Source organism: Paenibacillus sp. FSL R5-0517 (assembly GCF_037974355.1).
Taxonomy (GTDB): domain Bacteria; phylum Bacillota; class Bacilli; order Paenibacillales; family Paenibacillaceae; genus Paenibacillus.
In genome coordinates this window covers 6,808,352-6,823,993 of record NZ_CP150235.1, presented here as the reverse complement: position 1 = coordinate 6,823,993, position 15,642 = coordinate 6,808,352, and the positions used below count along the sequence as shown (strand labels likewise).

Here is a 15,642-nt window from a genome sequence, read left to right as displayed (position 1 = left end):
AATATCTCGATCTCTATATTTTATGAGCCGTTATATGAAGGTAATAAGGGCACCCTGCGGGGTGCCTTTATGTTTAGCCAGTAGTAAACACACCTCTTCTCTATCATTCTCCCAAATATTTTTACAACCATTTGATATTTTCTATGACTTTTCTGAATTGAACTATGGTAAAATATCTCAGGATCGATAATTGGAGAGGGGTTATGTAATTCATGTCTTGGAAAAACGTTCTGGGCAAAAGCACAATTCGTATCGCTACTACTGCACTATTACTCACACAACTACTGGGGGCAGCAGGTTCAGTCTCTGCCGCAGGCAATGATGTAGAAGTACACTTGATTGGAATCAATGATTTTCACGGTCAGTTAGATACCACATCGATCGTTGGTGATAAAAAGGCAGGATCGGCTCCAATTCTAGCAACCTACCTGAAAGAAGCTCAAGCCAAATATGAAAACTCCCTACTCTTCCATAATGGAGATTCTGTTGGTGCATCGGCTCCGGTCTCATCTATGGATCGCGACGAGCCTACCATGGAATGGATGAATATGATGGGATTTGATGTAGGGTCTCTGGGGAATCATGAATTTGACCAAGGTGTTGCTGCTTTGAAGGCACAGATCTTTGGTGGCCTGGATCCAAAAGAAGGTAAGGTAACACATGCTGGTGCAAAATTTGATTACGTTAATGCAAACGTCATTGAAACCGCTACCGGAAAAACACTGATCAAGCCTTATGTAATCAAAGAAGTAGGCGGAGTCAAAATTGGATTCATCGGACTAGTGACCAAATCAACACCTGGCAAAGTATCCCCATCGGGTACAGCTGGTGTGCGTTTCTTAAGTCCGGAAGAAGAAGTTGAAGCCGTTAATAAATATGCAAAAGAATTGCAAGATCAAGGTGTAGAAACGATCATCGTGTTGGCACATGATCCAGCAACCACCAAAGAAGGCGTAACGACTGGAGAAGCAGCTGATCTGGCAAAAGCTTTACCAGCAGATTCCCCTGTTGACGTAATCGTTGCAGGTGACAATCATGCTTTGGCTAACGGTGAAGTGAACGGAAAGCTGATTGTTCAAGCGTATTCTTATGGTACGGCTTTTGAAGATATCAAGCTTATGATTGATCCTGCAACGGGGGATGTAACTGAAAAATCAGCTACGGTTACAACGACTCTCCAAGAGGGTGTAAAAGAAGACCCTGAAACATTGGCAATTATCAAGAAATCATTGGACAAGCACCCTGAACTGACGAAGCCAGTGGGCACAACAGATGGTTCTGTTTTGCGTACAGATGCCTACAATAATGAAGCGCCTCTGGGCAACCTGATTGCAGATGCAATGCGTGCTGCTGACTTTGGGGATAAAGCAAGCGCTGCTGACTTCGCATTTATGAATCCAGGTGGTATTCGTGCCGATCTGCCAAAAGGCGATGTAACCTTTGCTGATCTTGCGAAAATTCAACCATTCGGTAATACATTAGTGAAACTGGAGCTGACTGGCGAACAGGTTAAAACCTTGTTGCAACAGCAATGGGGTACCAATGCTGACGGCACACCAAACACCAAGACACTACAAATCTCGGGTTTGAAATACGCTGCAGATTTCAACAAGCCTGTTGCAGAGCGCATTACGGGTCTTAGTCTGGAAGACGGCACAGCCATTGATCCTGCAAAAACATATACGGCTGTCGTTAACAACTTCATGGCTGCAGGCGGAGACAACTATAAAGTGCTGATGGATGCCAAATCATCCTTGGCAGGTCCGATCGATCTGGATGTATTCTACGATTACATTGTCAAAACATTTAAAGGCGGTAACATTGAAGCTAAGAATGAAGGACGTATCACTAACGTGGCTGCATCTACTGAGCCAACAGAAACGCCTGCGACTACAGAAGTCATTTCTCGTGCTGAATTTGTAAGTGCGTTGGTGGATATGTTGAAATTAAATGAAGTAACTACAGCACCTGCATTCAAGGATGTAGCGGTTGATGCGACCTATGCAGATGCGATTGCTGAAGCTACGCATGCTGGATTCATCCAGGGCTACGGTGGAAACTTCTATCCTGATCGGGATATCACACGCGAGGAAGCTGCTACAATTCTTGCTAAATTGGTAAAAGGTCAAGCGACCGATAAAGAGACTGCCACGATTATTGCTAGTTTCGAAGATGGTAAATCCGTGTCTGCCTATGCAATGAAACCTATGGTAAAACTGATTAATAAAGGTATTCTTGGTGGAACAGATCAAAAATCACTTCAACCAAAACAAGGCCTTACTACTAATGATGCCAAAGCATTAATTGAGAAAACAGTTGCAGCTAAAGCTTCATAATGTAGAACTTATTTAAACCTTATAATCAAAGGGGTTCTTCCTGGTAAAGGAAGAGCCCCTTTTCCTTTTTCCCTATGGCGTCTGGATGAGGTAGACGATACTCTATCATATACTTCAGGTTGATCGACAAAAAAGTGTTTCTATGATAGGGTTGAGGCATCCCAAAGGCATTCTACTCTTCCGAGTAGAGTGCCTTCATGTATATCATGGGAGCTTACATTAAATGTATTTTAAAATCAAATGGATGGTATTTGGAGGTGGTGATGCTATGTTTCTCTCTTTAGCCCCAACAGGGGATGGTTGGATGTGTATGAAAAATGTAAAAATATCATTTATTAAAGAGGAGCGAACATAGCATGACTACTACTTTTCAAGCGGAAAAACGCATTCCATTAAATTCTTCCCGACTTAGGGACCTACGTAAATCCGGGCGTTTGCCAGGCATTGTTTTTGGCAGAAATACGGAGAATGAGATGGTTCATATTCCAACAATAGATTTTCAAAAATGGTTGAAGCAAGGGGCAACTGGTTTTATTGAGTTGCAGTTTGAAGGTAAAGACTCAGTGACCGTATTATTGGAAGACCTCCAACGTGACTCGGTTACACGAGATTTGATTCATGTGGATTTTCAACAGGTGCAGACCCATGAGATCATGCGCACTAAAATTCCTGTCAAGTTCAACGGCACACCGATTGGCACAAAACAGGGCGGAGTTGTGCAAGTTCAATTAGCTTCTATTGAAGTGGAGGCATTGCCGAGACACTTGCCAACGTCGATTGAATTTGACATTAGCACGATGGAGCTTGGAGAAACACTACATGTCAGTGATGCAACGTTTGCACCAGATGTGACGGTGATCTCTGAGGGAAATGAGTCTCTTCTCTCTGTAGTTAAACCTTAAAAATCCCAAATTCGCAGAGCCGAACAACTCGAAATTAGCCGTACGGATAATAATCTGTACGGCTAATTTGTGCATCACTATAATGGAAATAAGATACATATATAGGACGGTGAGCGAAAAGAAATGGACAAATTAAAGAATGGTGGATTCTATAAACTGAAGTTTTTCATCACTCCTGAAGAGTTGAAAGGTCTATTACAGATTTTCGAGCAGAGACAGGTGCAATTCCGTCATACCAATGCTGCCCGGACAGAGCATGATTATAGTCAGGTGTATGAGGCGTATCAGACGTTCTATCAGTATTATGTGGCAGGAGAACAGAGAAATGATGTTCGTCCCTTCTTTATATATTCCATTTCTGTTGCGTCCGATCAGGAAAGTTCAGGATTTTTTGTGAGAAATGAAGGTGTTTCTTTCCCATATCACGCACAATGGGCAGAGGATGAACTGCCGTACATCATGCTTTCATTTCCGAAAGGCGTTCAGGTTAATTTGGAAGACGAAAAAGGAAAATACTATATATATGAGGATATCCGGGATCATATGCAGCTGACCTATGCGTTTTTCGATGAGATTAGGGACTCTATCCAAAAAATAACAAAGCCGCTTCGCTTCTCGGCACAGGACACAGATGCGATGAAGGAACAGAAGCCCTCTGTGCGTATAAGCCATGATGCAATGCAAGAATTGAGCCAATCCTGGATTTTTAATAAATATGGACTTGTGATCCAGGGCAAATAGTCAAGCGAAAATTCCCCTCTTAACCATCGGACAAACACACTTTTTCAACCTTGTCCACTTCTATCCCTGACCAAATCTCAATCTATTGCATTTACTAAACTATCAAATTAAAGGAGGTTTTGAGAATGGGAAATAGAAGAGTACGGAGTTATCCCCTGGTTCGAATATACAATTCCACATCATTTAATGCTTCAGGAAAAGTAGAGTATGCATCTCTCTTTTGCAGCGATGACAACTATGTTGTACAGCGTGATGAGACTTGGCAGGCTTCTTCACGTGGGGTGTGCTTGGTGACAAGAATTACGGCAACGGTTAGAACACCGAGTGGCAACATCGAAGCTGAACCATATACGTCCTCGGGCACGTCTTACAGCCAGTTTGCCATCATACAGGTAGGACCAAACCGTTTCCAGGTTACACGTGTAGTAAGTACACCGAGACGAGGTTGCCGGAAATAAGAATTCAGGATATGAACGTAATCTGAGCAGTAGCTCCCATTCAACCCAAAGCAACGACTCGCCCAGTCTACTAAGGGCGAGTCGTTTCCTTATCATGAAGTGGCAAATCAATGCTTCTGATACCATAATATGCGGCGATACATGGAGGAATCTTTCAAGCGCCGAAAAGGGCGCAAGTCGGGTTGATAATTCCCTTCAATAATCCAAATCCGAGCTTTCTGATCGATTCCAATGTCAAAGCCGACTTGTCTAAGATCAGGGTTGTGTTCTGCCAATTGTTTGGCAGCGAGGAGTGCAGTTCGTTCTGCCTGGACCAGCAAAGTCCGGCCTCCGACACCTGCAAGTTGCAGTGCCTTAAGCGCAGGCAAGGTACGGCTGGTCACATTCGTGACTAGATATCCTCGCGATGCGACCTTGGCATAAGCGCCAGTTACTTTCCACTTCGATGGCGCTTCCCTTTTGCGTTGAACCATGATCCGAAGATCAAACGGTTTGTTGCGAATTCGAGCCAATTGCAGGCGTTGCTGGACAATGTAGGTGTGATCTTTATAGGATTTGTCGAGCCATTCGAGCAGCTGATCTGTATTCAACAGGGTAATGGTATGATTCTCATTCTGAATTCGATAGGTATTGGAACGCTGACGTTCAATGAACACGATATCCCTTCCATAGCTTCCATTGCAAGGTTTCAGGACCAAGCCTGGGTAGTGTTGCAACATATGTGTTAACGATTCCTTCTCAAGAAGCTGTGTCTCGGGTAACCGCTCGGCGAGTAAGGGCACACTGTGGAGTGTGCGATACTGCAACCATTTGTCTCGTTGAAATAACATCGAAATCACTGCCTTTTTAAGGGTCTATACTTATTCTAATGTATATAAATCATCCATATAAGCTGTCATTCGTCTAAATTGGAGCGGAAACTCAGTGCATACTTTACAACTTTCATGAAGATTCAACGTAAAAATAACCCGTTCCGGGGATCAGATCGTTCTTACACGTACTTGAGATCCTAGGTGTTGGAATCCTGCCCGGGATAAAGGCAGTATCCATGTATTTCATTCCAGATCATGGTATATTTCTAGTATTAAATAATGTAGGGAGATTCTATATGCATAATCAATTCATCAAAAGGTTGATCGTTTTATGTATGGTTTTTGTGCTATTACCAACAACGAGTGCGCTGGCTTCGTCGTCGCTTATTAAGGACCCAGTCCTGGCCAAAGTTATTCGAGCAGATTTGAAGCTATCGGCTAAGAAGGAAATAAAGGCTGGCGATTTGAAGAAATTAAAATCCATATATGCTATGGAAACGAAAAGCAAGATTTCTAACCTGCAAGGTCTTGAACATGCCGTTAATATGACAGATCTATTCTTGCCTGGCCAAAATATAAAAAATATCAAACCTCTCAACAAGTTAAAGAAATTAACGTTCTTAGCTGTTGAAGGAAATCAGATTACAGATATCTCGCCACTATCAGGTCTGACCAATCTGCAAAATCTGGTTATGGATGATAACAAAATCAAAAGCCTGGCTCCATTAAAAAATATGCCTAAACTGAGAAGTCTACTTGCCAGTGGTAATCAGGTGACCGATCTGAGTCCTCTTCAGAAATTAAAGCTGGAATGGGTCATTATGAATGATAATAAAATTCAGGATCTGACACCTTTAAAAAATCATCCGACCTTGGAGTATCTATATGTAGAAGATAACCTCATTAAGGATATTGCAGTGCTCGATACCATCCCGCATCTGACAGAGGTGTATCTGGCGAACAATCCGTTAAATGATCGTGCTGAGCAGGTAGTAGAGCAACTGGAGAAGAAAGGCGTCGTTGTAAGTTTGGTAAGCGATGATACGGATCAGGCGCAGTAAGTTCTGTCTCGGCTAAAGCAGATTAAATTATTTATATCGGAAAAGGTTAATCCCTCATTATATGGAACAAAAACAAAGAAGGCCGCAGATCATTCTGACGGCCTTCTTTCGGTATGTTGGATAGGAACGCTCGGTAACAACTTTCTCGCTTTTCCATTTGCCCACCAATATTACTCCACTTCGATCTCCTTCACCGTCTCCCCCTCAACCAGCACCGGCTGATAGTAGGTGTTCGTTGGCAGATCCTTTTTGCCTTGCAGATTCTTGATTACCCAGTCGGCAGCATCACGGCCCATCTGCTCTTGCGGATGAGTTAGTGTGGTGAGCCGGATGTTGGCGTTCTTGGCGATATACGAATTGTCCTGTCCAATGATGGATAACTCATCCGGGATCGAGATGCCCAGTTGCCTACAGGCGTGCACAACTTCAAGACCTACTTCATCGTTGTAACAGACGATTGCGGTCAGCGAATCTCTGTTTTCATCCAGATACGTTGCTACATTGGAGGATAACTCCGGTTTCGATGCGGTATCAAAGGAAAGCACTTGATCAGGATGGAACCGTAACTTCGCTTCACCAAGTGCTTTGATATACCCCTTCATCCTGTACTTACCCTGCAAATCATCCATTTTCGCAATAATGCCGATCTGGGTATGACCTTTGGCGATCAATTCACGTGTGGCGAGATAACTGGATTGCACGTCATCCAGACAGAAGAACGGAACCTCCAGCTCTTCATAAAAGGCATTAATCATCGTAAACGGTACATCCTGCTCCTTGAATGACAGGTAGTATGCAATATTGGGATTATACAGATTACTTTTGGTCGGTTCGACAATCAGGCCATCCACACCGTAGGAGAGCATCATTTCGAGTGCTTTTTTCTCCTGTGCCACATCATTATTGGTGCTGGCGAGCAGTAGCGAATAGTTGTCCTCATTCAGACGACTCTCTATACCGCGGATAATGGAAGGAAAGATGTAATCCGAGATGTATGTTGTGATTACGCCAATCGTTTTCTTTGACGTATTGCCGCCTGATCGTGATCGATACTGATTACTAACGTAGGTTCCTGAACCCTTTTCGCTTCGTAAAAATCCTTCGTTTGATAACTCCAAAATGGCCTTCCGCACCGTCTGGCGACTTACATTGTAGCTTTCCTGTAATGCCAGCTCGGTTGGAATCTGTTCGCCTATGCTATATGCCCCCGAGAGGATATGACTCTTTATATCATCAATGATGACCTGGTATTTTGGCTTCACGTAGTCCACTTCTTTCATCGTTACTCATCTATATCAACCTTGTTGTTCAAATAGTTGTACGTACATATTTTAGCATGATTCAGTTTGAATGCATATAAAACAGCATATTTTTCGAAGTAAACCGTACATATCCGGCCTTTTTGCAAAGAGGTGTACCTTACAGCATAGCCATTTTATAGCTGTATAAGACCTTTGAATGGTCAGTTAGAGTACAATATGTGTCCTTTGTAAGTATAACTATTATATATGATTGACAAATGTACGTACAAAAAATATACTAAGGCTGTCAGAAAAGGAAAGCGCATTCTTTGAAAACACAGATTTTTGAACAACCTCTTATACAAAACTCATGATTAGTTACTGCATAAGTAGAAGCTTCACCTTATATATGCATCCTTAGGGATGTGGAATCACAACCGGAGAGGGGATACACGTGATTATGAGTCAATTGGACTTGAAAGAAGCCATCACTAATGGCGCTACTTCGCTCGGAATTGAATTTGGATCAACGCGGATTAAGGCGGTGTTGATTGACGAGCGTTTTGAGACCATCGCGTCAGGCAGTTATGAATGGGAGAACCTCCTGAAAGATGGATATTGGACGTACAACCAGGAGGATATCATCACAGGTCTGCAAACGGCTTATCGTGAGATGAAGCAAGATGTGGAACAGAAATATGGAATTACGCTGCGAACGGTCGGTTCGATCGGATTCTCGGCCATGATGCACGGATATGTGGCATTGGATAGCGCGGGCGAACTGCTGGTGCCTTTCCGCACCTGGCGTAACGCAACGACGGGAGCAGCTGCTAGGGAGCTGACGGAACTTCTGCAATTCAATATTCCTGAACGCTGGAGCATTGCCCACTTGTACCAAGCCATCTTAAACGAAGAGGTACACGTACCTCAGATCGATCATCTGACTACTTTGGCTGGGTACATCCATTGGTTGCTGACAGGCAATAAGGCGATTGGCATCGGCGATGCTTCAGGCATTTTCCCAATTGACGAGGCTACACATAATTACCACCCATCCATGATCCAACAGTTCGATGAACGGATCGCAGGCAAAGGTTATCCGTGGAAGGTCGAGGACCTGCTTCCGAAGGTATATCTCGCTGGTGAGAACGCAGGTGCATTGACAGAAGCGGGAGCCAAGTTGCTTGACCCTTCGCAAGATCTGCAAGCAGGCATTCCGCTCTGCCCGCCAGAGGGCGATGCCGGAACGGGTATGGTGGCAACGAATAGCGTGAAGAAACGTACGGGGAACATCTCGGTTGGCACCTCGGTGTTTGCCATGATCGTACTGGAGAAGGAACTATCCAAAGTGTATCCGGAGATCGATATGGTCACCACGCCGGATGGTAGCCCAGTAGGGATGGTGCATGCCAACAACTGTTCCAGTGATATCAACGCATGGGTGGGACTGTTCCGTGAGTTTTCTCAAGCGATGGGATATGAAGTGGATAACGGCAAGTTGTTCAGCGTGCTGTTTAACAAGGCTTTGGAGGCAGACCCTGATGGTGGTGGCTTGCTTAGCTACGGTTACTACTCCGGCGAGAACATTACGGGACTTGAGAAAGGCCGTCCATTGTTCGTCCGCTCCCCGGAAAGCAACTTCAATCTGGCGAACTTCATGCGGACACATCTGTTCAGTGCATTCGGTGCACTCAAGCTGGGTATGGACATTTTGACAGAGGAAGAGAATGTAGCCATTGATAGTATTTTGGCACACGGTGGTCTGTTCAAGACTCCTGTCGTCGGACAACGGATTGTAGCTGCTGCGATGAACGTACCGGTCTCGGTAATGTCTACCGCTGGTGAAGGCGGGGCATGGGGCATGGCACTTCTGGCTTCGTACATGATTAACAAGGATCAAGAGGAGAGCCTGGATGTGTTCCTGGAGCAGAAGGTCTTCAACGATGTTGAGGGAGTCGAAGTGGCGCCGGATGCATCCGATGTGAAGGGATTTGAAGCATTTATCGAACGCTACCGGAGTGGGCTCACAATTGAACAATCAGCTGTAGATCATCTGGTAGAGAACGGGAGGGAATAACATATGTTAGAACAACTGAAAGAAGAGGTATTCCAGGCGAATCTGGAACTGCCCAAGCATGGACTTGTAAAATTCACTTGGGGTAACGTTAGCGCAATCGATCGGGAAAGCGGTCTGTTCGTCATTAAACCAAGTGGCGTTAGCTACGATGTGATGAAAGCAAGCGACATGGTTGTGGTTGATCTGGACGGTAACGTGGTGGAGGGTGAGATGAGACCTTCCTCGGACACCGCAACACATGCCGTACTATATAAGCATTACTCGGAGATTGGCGGCATCGTGCACACACACTCCACATGGGCGACCATCTGGGCGCAAGCCGGACTTGATGTTCCTGTAATGGGAACCACACATGCGGACACGTTCTATGGAGCGGTGCCTTGCGCACGTTTCCTGAACCAGGACGAGGTGGATCGCGGATACGAAGCGGAGACAGGACGCGTCATTATTGAAACGTTCGAACAACGTGGAATTGATGTGATGGCGGTTCCGGCAGTTTTGCTCCATGGTCACGCACCATTTACGTGGGGGAAAGATGCCAAGTCGGCGGTGGTGAACAGTGTCGTGCTGGAGGAAGTGTGCAAAATGAACCTGTACGCGCGGCAGTTGAACAACTTCGCGAAGGAACTGCCACAAGGCATCCTGGATAAACACTATCTGCGCAAACACGGCAAAGACGCGTATTACGGACAGAAGTAATCTGATTATGTATCGATCGGATGACACTAATTCAATCGAATAGGTCTTATGCTACTACTGCCAACGAAGTTGTATAAAACTTTACACGATAACGGAGGGTGCAGAACCAATCTGTAGAAGCGAAGCGCTCGCGTTTATAACCGGAATATCATCATTATTAAAATTGATCAAAGAAATCCGGGGATAACCAGCGATCGGAAGATGGTACTGCAATCGGAGTGACAAGTGTAAACCCATAATGTTCAACTATAAAATAATGAAATGAGGATGATTATATGTCAGCAGCAAAAGAATTCTGGTTTGTGGTCGGTTCACAGCACTTGTACGGAGAAGAAGCGCTGGGCGAAGTAAAAGCTAACGCACAGAAAATTACGGATGCCCTTAATGCCAGCGGCGTACTGCCGTACCCGCTTGTATTGCAGGATCTGGCGGTAACCGCAGATAAAATCACGAGCATCATGAAAGAAGTCAACTATCGCGACGAAGTAGCAGGTGTCATCACATGGATGCATACCTTCTCCCCGGCGAAAATGTGGATTCGTGGTACAAAATTGCTGCAAAAACCTTTGCTGCACTTGGCGACTCAATTCAACGAAAGCATTCCGTGGGCAACCATCGATATGGATTTCATGAACTTGAACCAAGCGGCACATGGTGACCGCGAATATGGCTTTATTAATGCTCGTTTGAAAAAACAAAACAAAATCGTTGTTGGCTACTGGGAGCGCCCGGAAGTGCAACAACAGGTTGCAGACTGGATGGACGTAGCGGTTGCCTTTAACGAAGGCTTCAACCTCAAAGTCGCTCGCTTCGGAGATAACATGCGCAACGTTGGCGTGACCGAAGGCGATAAAGTGGAAGCACAGATCCAATTCGGATGGACGGTTGATTACTTCGGCATTGGCGACCTCGTGCAATACGTGAACGCCGTAACGGAGCAGGAAATCGATGATCTGATTGCTCAGTATAAAGACCTCTACGAATTCGATTATGGTACGAACAGCAAGGAAGCTTGGGAAGCCAGTGTACGTGTGCAAGCAAGCTATGAGATTGCGATCAAACGTTTCCTGGACGAAGGTGGTTACAGTGCCTTCACGACGAACTTCGAAGATCTGCATGGCATGAAACAACTTCCGGGTCTGGCTGTGCAACGCCTGATGGCGCAAGGGTACGGATTTGCCGGTGAGGGTGACTGGAAAACAGCTGCACTGGATCGTTTGCTGAAAATCATGGCCCATAACGAGAACACGGGCTTCATGGAAGATTACACCTACGAAATGGCTGCTGGACAGGAAGCAATCCTGCAATCCCACATGCTTGAAGTAGATCCTACACTGGCTAGCACGAAACCTAGAATTATCGTGTCCCCACTGGGTATTGGCGATCGCGAAGATCCCGCACGTCTTGTGTTCGATGGCAAGGCAGGCGAAGGGGTCGTGGTATCCATGGCAGACTTCGGTACCCACTACAAACTGCTGATCAATGAAGTATCTGCATTCGAGCCTACCGTTCCAGCACCTAACCTGCCGGTAGCGCGTGTATTGTGGAGCGTGAAGCCGAACTTCCAGGATGGCGTTAGAGCATGGATCGAAAATGGTGGCGGTCACCATACGGTTGTATCCTTGAACCTGACGACAGATCAGATCGTGACATATGCGAAGCTGGTGAATCTGGAGTACGTTATTATTAAGTAAAAGTGGATTGGCAGCTACTGCCCTGAACGTATACAATTTTTTCTCTGTGGCCGGGGGTTAACCCTCGGCCCTTTGTTTGTTATGCTGAGAAGCATGATAATGAGCTGAGCATGGGTTTGATTTTCCATCGAAAAGGGATAAAAAATGAAGGAGGTAAGGAAAGGATATGTACACAAAAGAAAGCTTGATGCAGCAACTGGAGCAGCTTGGTTTGGATCGCCAAGGTACGTTGCTTATGCACTCTTCAATGAAGAGTGTGGGCGAGGTTGAAGGTGGAGCAGATACGGTGTTGGATGCCGTTAGCGATTACATGGAAGACGGATTGTTGGTGCTTCCCACTCATACGTGGTCTACCATTAATGCGGATAACCCAATGTTCCACGTGGAAAATTCTGTATGCTGCGTAGGCATTCTGCCTGAGCTTTTCCGTAAACGTCCGGGCGTGGTTCGTTCGTGGCATCCTACGCACTCGGTAGCGGCACTCGGAAGAGATGCAGAGGTGTTTACGAAGGATGATCATCTCTTCGATACACCGTGTGCGAGAGGTTCAGCATGGGGGAAACTGCTGGATCGGAAAGCGACAATCTTGTTAGTGGGCGTTGACTTGAAGCGGAATACATTTATCCATGGCGTCGAAGAGTGGGTGGACATCCCTGGCAGAATGACGGACGAGCATGAGATGTTATATACGGTTTTACCGGATGGAAGCCAGATTTCAGTACCGTCCCGCAGACATAGTGGGTTGCCATGGTCGGAGCATTTCTGGAAAGTAGACGATGTGCTGGTTCGCGAAGGCGCGATGCGTAAAGGACAACTTGGGGATGCCGTTGTTAGAGTGTGCGATGCGGTTAAGACGTCAGAGGTAATTACGGAGTTGCTGAAGGAAAATCCAGACTTATTCTCAGACAATGAACCCTTTTATTCCCCTAAATATGAAGCTGATCTGGTCGGAATGAGTCATGAAGCATATCTCAGAAACGAGGCACGTTATAAGCAACAATTGGAGCTGTTGATCGCTGAGAAGCAGATCGTTGAAGGCGAACGTTGACTTGATCATGAACAAGCCATAGCCAAGATACGGGAAGAGTAGATGTTCCTGATCAGAAGGTTAAGTACTACTGCCGGAGAGATGAACTCCGCGAAAGATATGGGTCATTTGAATCAAACCAATTGCTGGCTGGCCGCTCGTTTGGATATGGGCGGTTTTTTTTTTGTGGAACAGTCAGATCCCTTCACAAAAACGCAAAATAGATCAGGATTTCGATCAGAGGTTGGTCAGACTTCCAGTGTATGGGCTACTCACCCTTATGGTGGTGTGATAAGATATGGTTAAATTAACCAATGTTTGACGTAGCGGTATTGTATAGGTGTTTATTGAAGTTTTATATAGGTATCACATAGAATTATGAGCAATCACGTTGTCATTGTAGCATCTAAGAAGGAGAAGATTCGTGAACCCATTAGTATGGTATGATCTCTTTTTATTCGTCCTATTGTTCGGTGTAGGTGTATATGTGTTTGCTACGGTTAGAATTACGAACTTACATAAGGTGTACTTTTTGTTTCACGGGTTGATGATGCTCTGGCCTTTCTGTCAATTTGCCAGTACGCTTACGGATGATTCTGGTCTGCAGTTGTTCTATGTTACGTTGTCTTTCGTTGCAGTCTCTCTGCTTGGGAGCGGGTGGCTTCTACTGACGATCTTTATTACCGGTTACGCGGAGCGGTTGAGTGCAAAAGGCACTTTCCTGCTATTTGTCCCTGCGGTGATCGGGGCTATAGGTGTAGTCGCAAATCCATGGAACGAGTTCGTCATTCCCCTGGAGGGCGGGTACATCGAGCGGGCTTACGGCCCTTGGTTCTGGGTTGTGATGGTTATTCTGGTGAGCTATTTCTTGGCTTCCCTCGTCGTTCTGTTCCGGGCGGTGTATTCATCGCAGACGTCTGCCATGATCAAAAAACAGGTACGGATCACCCTATGGGGTATCTTGGTGTTGGCTGTTTTTGCAACAATCGATGCGATTCTGAATGTCGTTCTAGCCCGCTGGTTGCCGATCATTCCTGGCATGACATCGCTGGGGATCTTTATGTCAGACCTGTTCTTCGTCTATGTGATCAAAAGATACAATGTGTTCGATCTGGTCTCCATCGCGCATGAGGACGTGATCAATACGATTCCATATGGCATCCTGGTACTGGATGAGAATGAAGTCATTGTTGAAGCGAACAAAGCCTCACGATCCTTTATGGATCTGCATGTAGGGGATTCTTTTGATATGGAGGTATTTCTGGAGTCTGTTCAAGTTGTGGGCAGCTGTCGGGAGTTCGTGAATCATTATAAGAAAAAAGAAAATACCCTCTCTCATATTGAAGTGATCGTGGAGCGGGACAGCAGCATTCGGCACTATATTCTGCAATCGTCTCCGATTGTGGATTCGGCTCTTGTGCCGATCGGTCATATCCTTACGTTCCAAGATGTCTCACAGGAGCGCTTCTATGTAAAAGAGATGAATCGCCAGAACGAGACGCTTCAGGAGCGTAATCAGGCGCTAGACTTGATCCGTCAGGAGTTATCCGAGGCCAATCGCAAACTGGAGGAACTCGCGCTGACGGACAGTTTAACCAACTGTTACAACCGCCGTTATCTGACCCAACATCTGAATCATGAGGTCATTACCAATATTCAATACAAAACACCATTTTCACTCCTGCTGCTCGATATCGACTACTTCAAAGCGATCAATGATCGCTACGGACATGTCATCGGTGATGAAGTGCTCGTCCACACGGCGGAGGCGGTCAAACAATCCATACGCAGTACTGATATTCTGACGCGTTATGGCGGGGAGGAGTTCATGATCTACCTTCCGCATACGGAGCATGATTTGGCAAATCAAATCGCAGAGCGCGTGAGAACAGCTGTGGAGTCTAACCGCATTATGGTGGATCACGAGATTATGCAGGTGTCGATTACGATTAGTATTGGTATTCTGTCCTTTGAGGACTTTGAAGTGGAGCATGTGCCGGACAATCCGGAGGGGTATTTGACCCAGCTATTCGCTGCGGTGGATAAGGCACTGTATCAGGCGAAGCAGAATGGGCGGAACAGAGTGGAGTTTGCGGAGTTTGAGCGGGAAGTTATTTGAAAAGAGAGATAAGAGAAGAGTGGGACGTACTCCACTCTTTTTGGTGTTAGCGTATGATTTTGATGTAGAGATATTTATTCGGAATTTTTATGTGATTTGTCGATAGCATTTAAAACTTCTTTGCTAATTTTGGTCAATGATATGATTGTATCTGTACTTTTGCCGCTTATTAAAGTTATATGTTCATCCAAGGCTCTTTTGTACTCAGAGTCTTCTTTGAATTTAAAGATTTCTTCAGCAGTGACCTGCAATCCATTCATTATTTTCTCAAGAGTCTCCAAAGAAATGTTACGATCTCCCCGTTCAACTCCACCAATATAGCTGTAATGAAGACCTGCTGCTTCAGCTAGTTGTTCCTGAGTCCAGCCTTTTGCCTTCCTTAACTCACGTATTCGATTTCCTACGTCCTCTGGTAAACTCATTTGATCACCTCCACTTAAGGTTAGAAGAGGTTATGGAATCCTTACAGACTAAT

The 15,642-nt window shown here is 45.4% G+C and carries 14 protein-coding genes; 11 read left to right on the top strand and 3 right to left on the bottom strand.

The window, feature by feature from the left end:
* Positions 1 to 212: 212 nt before the first annotated feature.
* The 5 genes from MKX40_RS30390 (at position 213) to MKX40_RS30370 (ending at position 4,437) form a co-directional block, all read left to right on the top strand.
* On the top strand, positions 213 to 2,336 hold the full coding sequence (locus tag MKX40_RS30390; protein ID WP_339238837.1) for a 5'-nucleotidase C-terminal domain-containing protein: 2,124 nt from the start codon (positions 213 to 215) through the stop codon (positions 2,334 to 2,336).
* 223 nt (positions 2,337 to 2,559) lie between these two features.
* A complete protein-coding gene (locus MKX40_RS30385) occupies positions 2,560 to 2,691 on the top strand; it encodes a hypothetical protein (RefSeq protein WP_339238836.1) in 132 nt (43 codons plus the stop codon).
* 1 nt (position 2,692) lies between these two features.
* On the top strand, positions 2,693 to 3,238 hold the full coding sequence (locus MKX40_RS30380) for a 50S ribosomal protein L25 (protein ID WP_339238835.1): 546 nt from the start codon (positions 2,693 to 2,695) through the stop codon (positions 3,236 to 3,238).
* A 123-nt stretch (positions 3,239 to 3,361) separates the two neighbouring features.
* Positions 3,362 to 3,979 carry a hypothetical protein gene (locus MKX40_RS30375; protein ID WP_339238834.1) on the top strand — a complete coding sequence of 206 codons (618 nt, stop codon included), beginning with the start codon at positions 3,362 to 3,364 and terminating at the stop codon, positions 3,977 to 3,979.
* A gap of 125 nt (positions 3,980 to 4,104) precedes the next feature.
* Positions 4,105 to 4,437, top strand: a complete 333-nt coding sequence (locus MKX40_RS30370; RefSeq protein WP_339238833.1) for a hypothetical protein — start codon at positions 4,105 to 4,107, stop codon at positions 4,435 to 4,437.
* Between the two features lie 107 nt (positions 4,438 to 4,544).
* Here MKX40_RS30370 and MKX40_RS30365 read toward each other — a convergent pair whose 3' ends face one another.
* Entirely contained in the window at positions 4,545 to 5,267 is a 723-nt protein-coding gene (locus MKX40_RS30365; RefSeq protein ID WP_339238832.1) for a YheC/YheD family protein, read from the bottom strand.
* 278 nt (positions 5,268 to 5,545) lie between these two features.
* On the opposite strand from MKX40_RS30365, the gene MKX40_RS30360 reads away from it, so the two are divergent.
* Positions 5,546 to 6,310, top strand: coding sequence for a leucine-rich repeat domain-containing protein (locus MKX40_RS30360; protein WP_339238831.1), 765 nt, complete (start codon positions 5,546 to 5,548; stop codon positions 6,308 to 6,310).
* Between the two features lie 170 nt (positions 6,311 to 6,480).
* On the opposite strand, the gene MKX40_RS30355 is transcribed toward MKX40_RS30360, so the two are convergent.
* The gene (locus MKX40_RS30355) at positions 6,481 to 7,572 is read right to left on the bottom strand and encodes a GntR family transcriptional regulator (protein ID WP_339243255.1); all 1,092 of its coding nucleotides are present in this window, start codon (positions 7,570 to 7,572) and stop codon (positions 6,481 to 6,483) included.
* 439 nt (positions 7,573 to 8,011) lie between these two features.
* On the opposite strand from MKX40_RS30355, the gene MKX40_RS30350 reads away from it, so the two are divergent.
* From MKX40_RS30350 to MKX40_RS30330, 5 genes are all read left to right on the top strand, one after another.
* Positions 8,012 to 9,628, top strand: a complete 1,617-nt coding sequence (locus tag MKX40_RS30350; protein WP_339238830.1) for an FGGY-family carbohydrate kinase — start codon at positions 8,012 to 8,014, stop codon at positions 9,626 to 9,628.
* A 3-nt stretch (positions 9,629 to 9,631) separates the two neighbouring features.
* Positions 9,632 to 10,327, top strand: coding sequence for an L-ribulose-5-phosphate 4-epimerase (locus MKX40_RS30345; protein WP_047840995.1), 696 nt, complete (start codon positions 9,632 to 9,634; stop codon positions 10,325 to 10,327).
* Positions 10,328 to 10,602: 275 nt separating this feature from the next.
* Positions 10,603 to 12,021, top strand: coding sequence for an L-arabinose isomerase (gene araA, locus MKX40_RS30340; protein WP_339238829.1), 1,419 nt, complete (start codon positions 10,603 to 10,605; stop codon positions 12,019 to 12,021).
* A 166-nt stretch (positions 12,022 to 12,187) separates the two neighbouring features.
* Positions 12,188 to 13,069: an AAC(3) family N-acetyltransferase gene (locus MKX40_RS30335; protein ID WP_339238828.1), complete on the top strand. Its 882-nt coding sequence runs from the start codon at positions 12,188 to 12,190 to the stop codon at positions 13,067 to 13,069.
* Positions 13,070 to 13,472: 403 nt separating this feature from the next.
* The gene (locus MKX40_RS30330) at positions 13,473 to 15,167 is read left to right on the top strand and encodes a diguanylate cyclase (RefSeq protein ID WP_339238827.1); all 1,695 of its coding nucleotides are present in this window, start codon (positions 13,473 to 13,475) and stop codon (positions 15,165 to 15,167) included.
* A 74-nt stretch (positions 15,168 to 15,241) separates the two neighbouring features.
* Here MKX40_RS30330 and MKX40_RS30325 read toward each other — a convergent pair whose 3' ends face one another.
* Complete coding sequence (locus MKX40_RS30325) at positions 15,242 to 15,589, bottom strand: helix-turn-helix transcriptional regulator (RefSeq protein WP_339238826.1); 348 nt, start codon at positions 15,587 to 15,589, stop codon at positions 15,242 to 15,244.
* Between the last annotated feature and the right edge of the window lie 53 nt (positions 15,590 to 15,642).

What these genes read in the sequence shown, in the direction of transcription:
- MKX40_RS30390 (WP_339238837.1), top strand. Translation starts at nt 213, where the DNA reads ATGTCTTGGAAAAACGTTCTGGGCAAAAGCACAATTCGTATCGCTACT.
- MKX40_RS30370 (WP_339238833.1), top strand. Translation starts at nt 4,105, where the DNA reads ATGGGAAATAGAAGAGTACGGAGTTATCCCCTGGTTCGAATATACAAT.
- MKX40_RS30380 (WP_339238835.1), top strand. Translation starts at nt 2,693, where the DNA reads ATGACTACTACTTTTCAAGCGGAAAAACGCATTCCATTAAATTCTTCC.
- MKX40_RS30360 (WP_339238831.1), top strand. Translation starts at nt 5,546, where the DNA reads ATGCATAATCAATTCATCAAAAGGTTGATCGTTTTATGTATGGTTTTT.
- MKX40_RS30365 (WP_339238832.1), bottom strand. Translation starts at nt 5,267, where the DNA reads ATGTTATTTCAACGAGACAAATGGTTGCAGTATCGCACACTCCACAGT.
- MKX40_RS30350 (WP_339238830.1), top strand. Translation starts at nt 8,012, where the DNA reads ATGAGTCAATTGGACTTGAAAGAAGCCATCACTAATGGCGCTACTTCG.
- MKX40_RS30385 (WP_339238836.1), top strand. Translation starts at nt 2,560, where the DNA reads ATGTATTTTAAAATCAAATGGATGGTATTTGGAGGTGGTGATGCTATG.
- araA (WP_339238829.1), top strand. Translation starts at nt 10,603, where the DNA reads ATGTCAGCAGCAAAAGAATTCTGGTTTGTGGTCGGTTCACAGCACTTG.
- MKX40_RS30345 (WP_047840995.1), top strand. Translation starts at nt 9,632, where the DNA reads ATGTTAGAACAACTGAAAGAAGAGGTATTCCAGGCGAATCTGGAACTG.
- MKX40_RS30375 (WP_339238834.1), top strand. Translation starts at nt 3,362, where the DNA reads ATGGACAAATTAAAGAATGGTGGATTCTATAAACTGAAGTTTTTCATC.
- MKX40_RS30335 (WP_339238828.1), top strand. Translation starts at nt 12,188, where the DNA reads ATGTACACAAAAGAAAGCTTGATGCAGCAACTGGAGCAGCTTGGTTTG.
- MKX40_RS30325 (WP_339238826.1), bottom strand. Translation starts at nt 15,589, where the DNA reads ATGAGTTTACCAGAGGACGTAGGAAATCGAATACGTGAGTTAAGGAAG.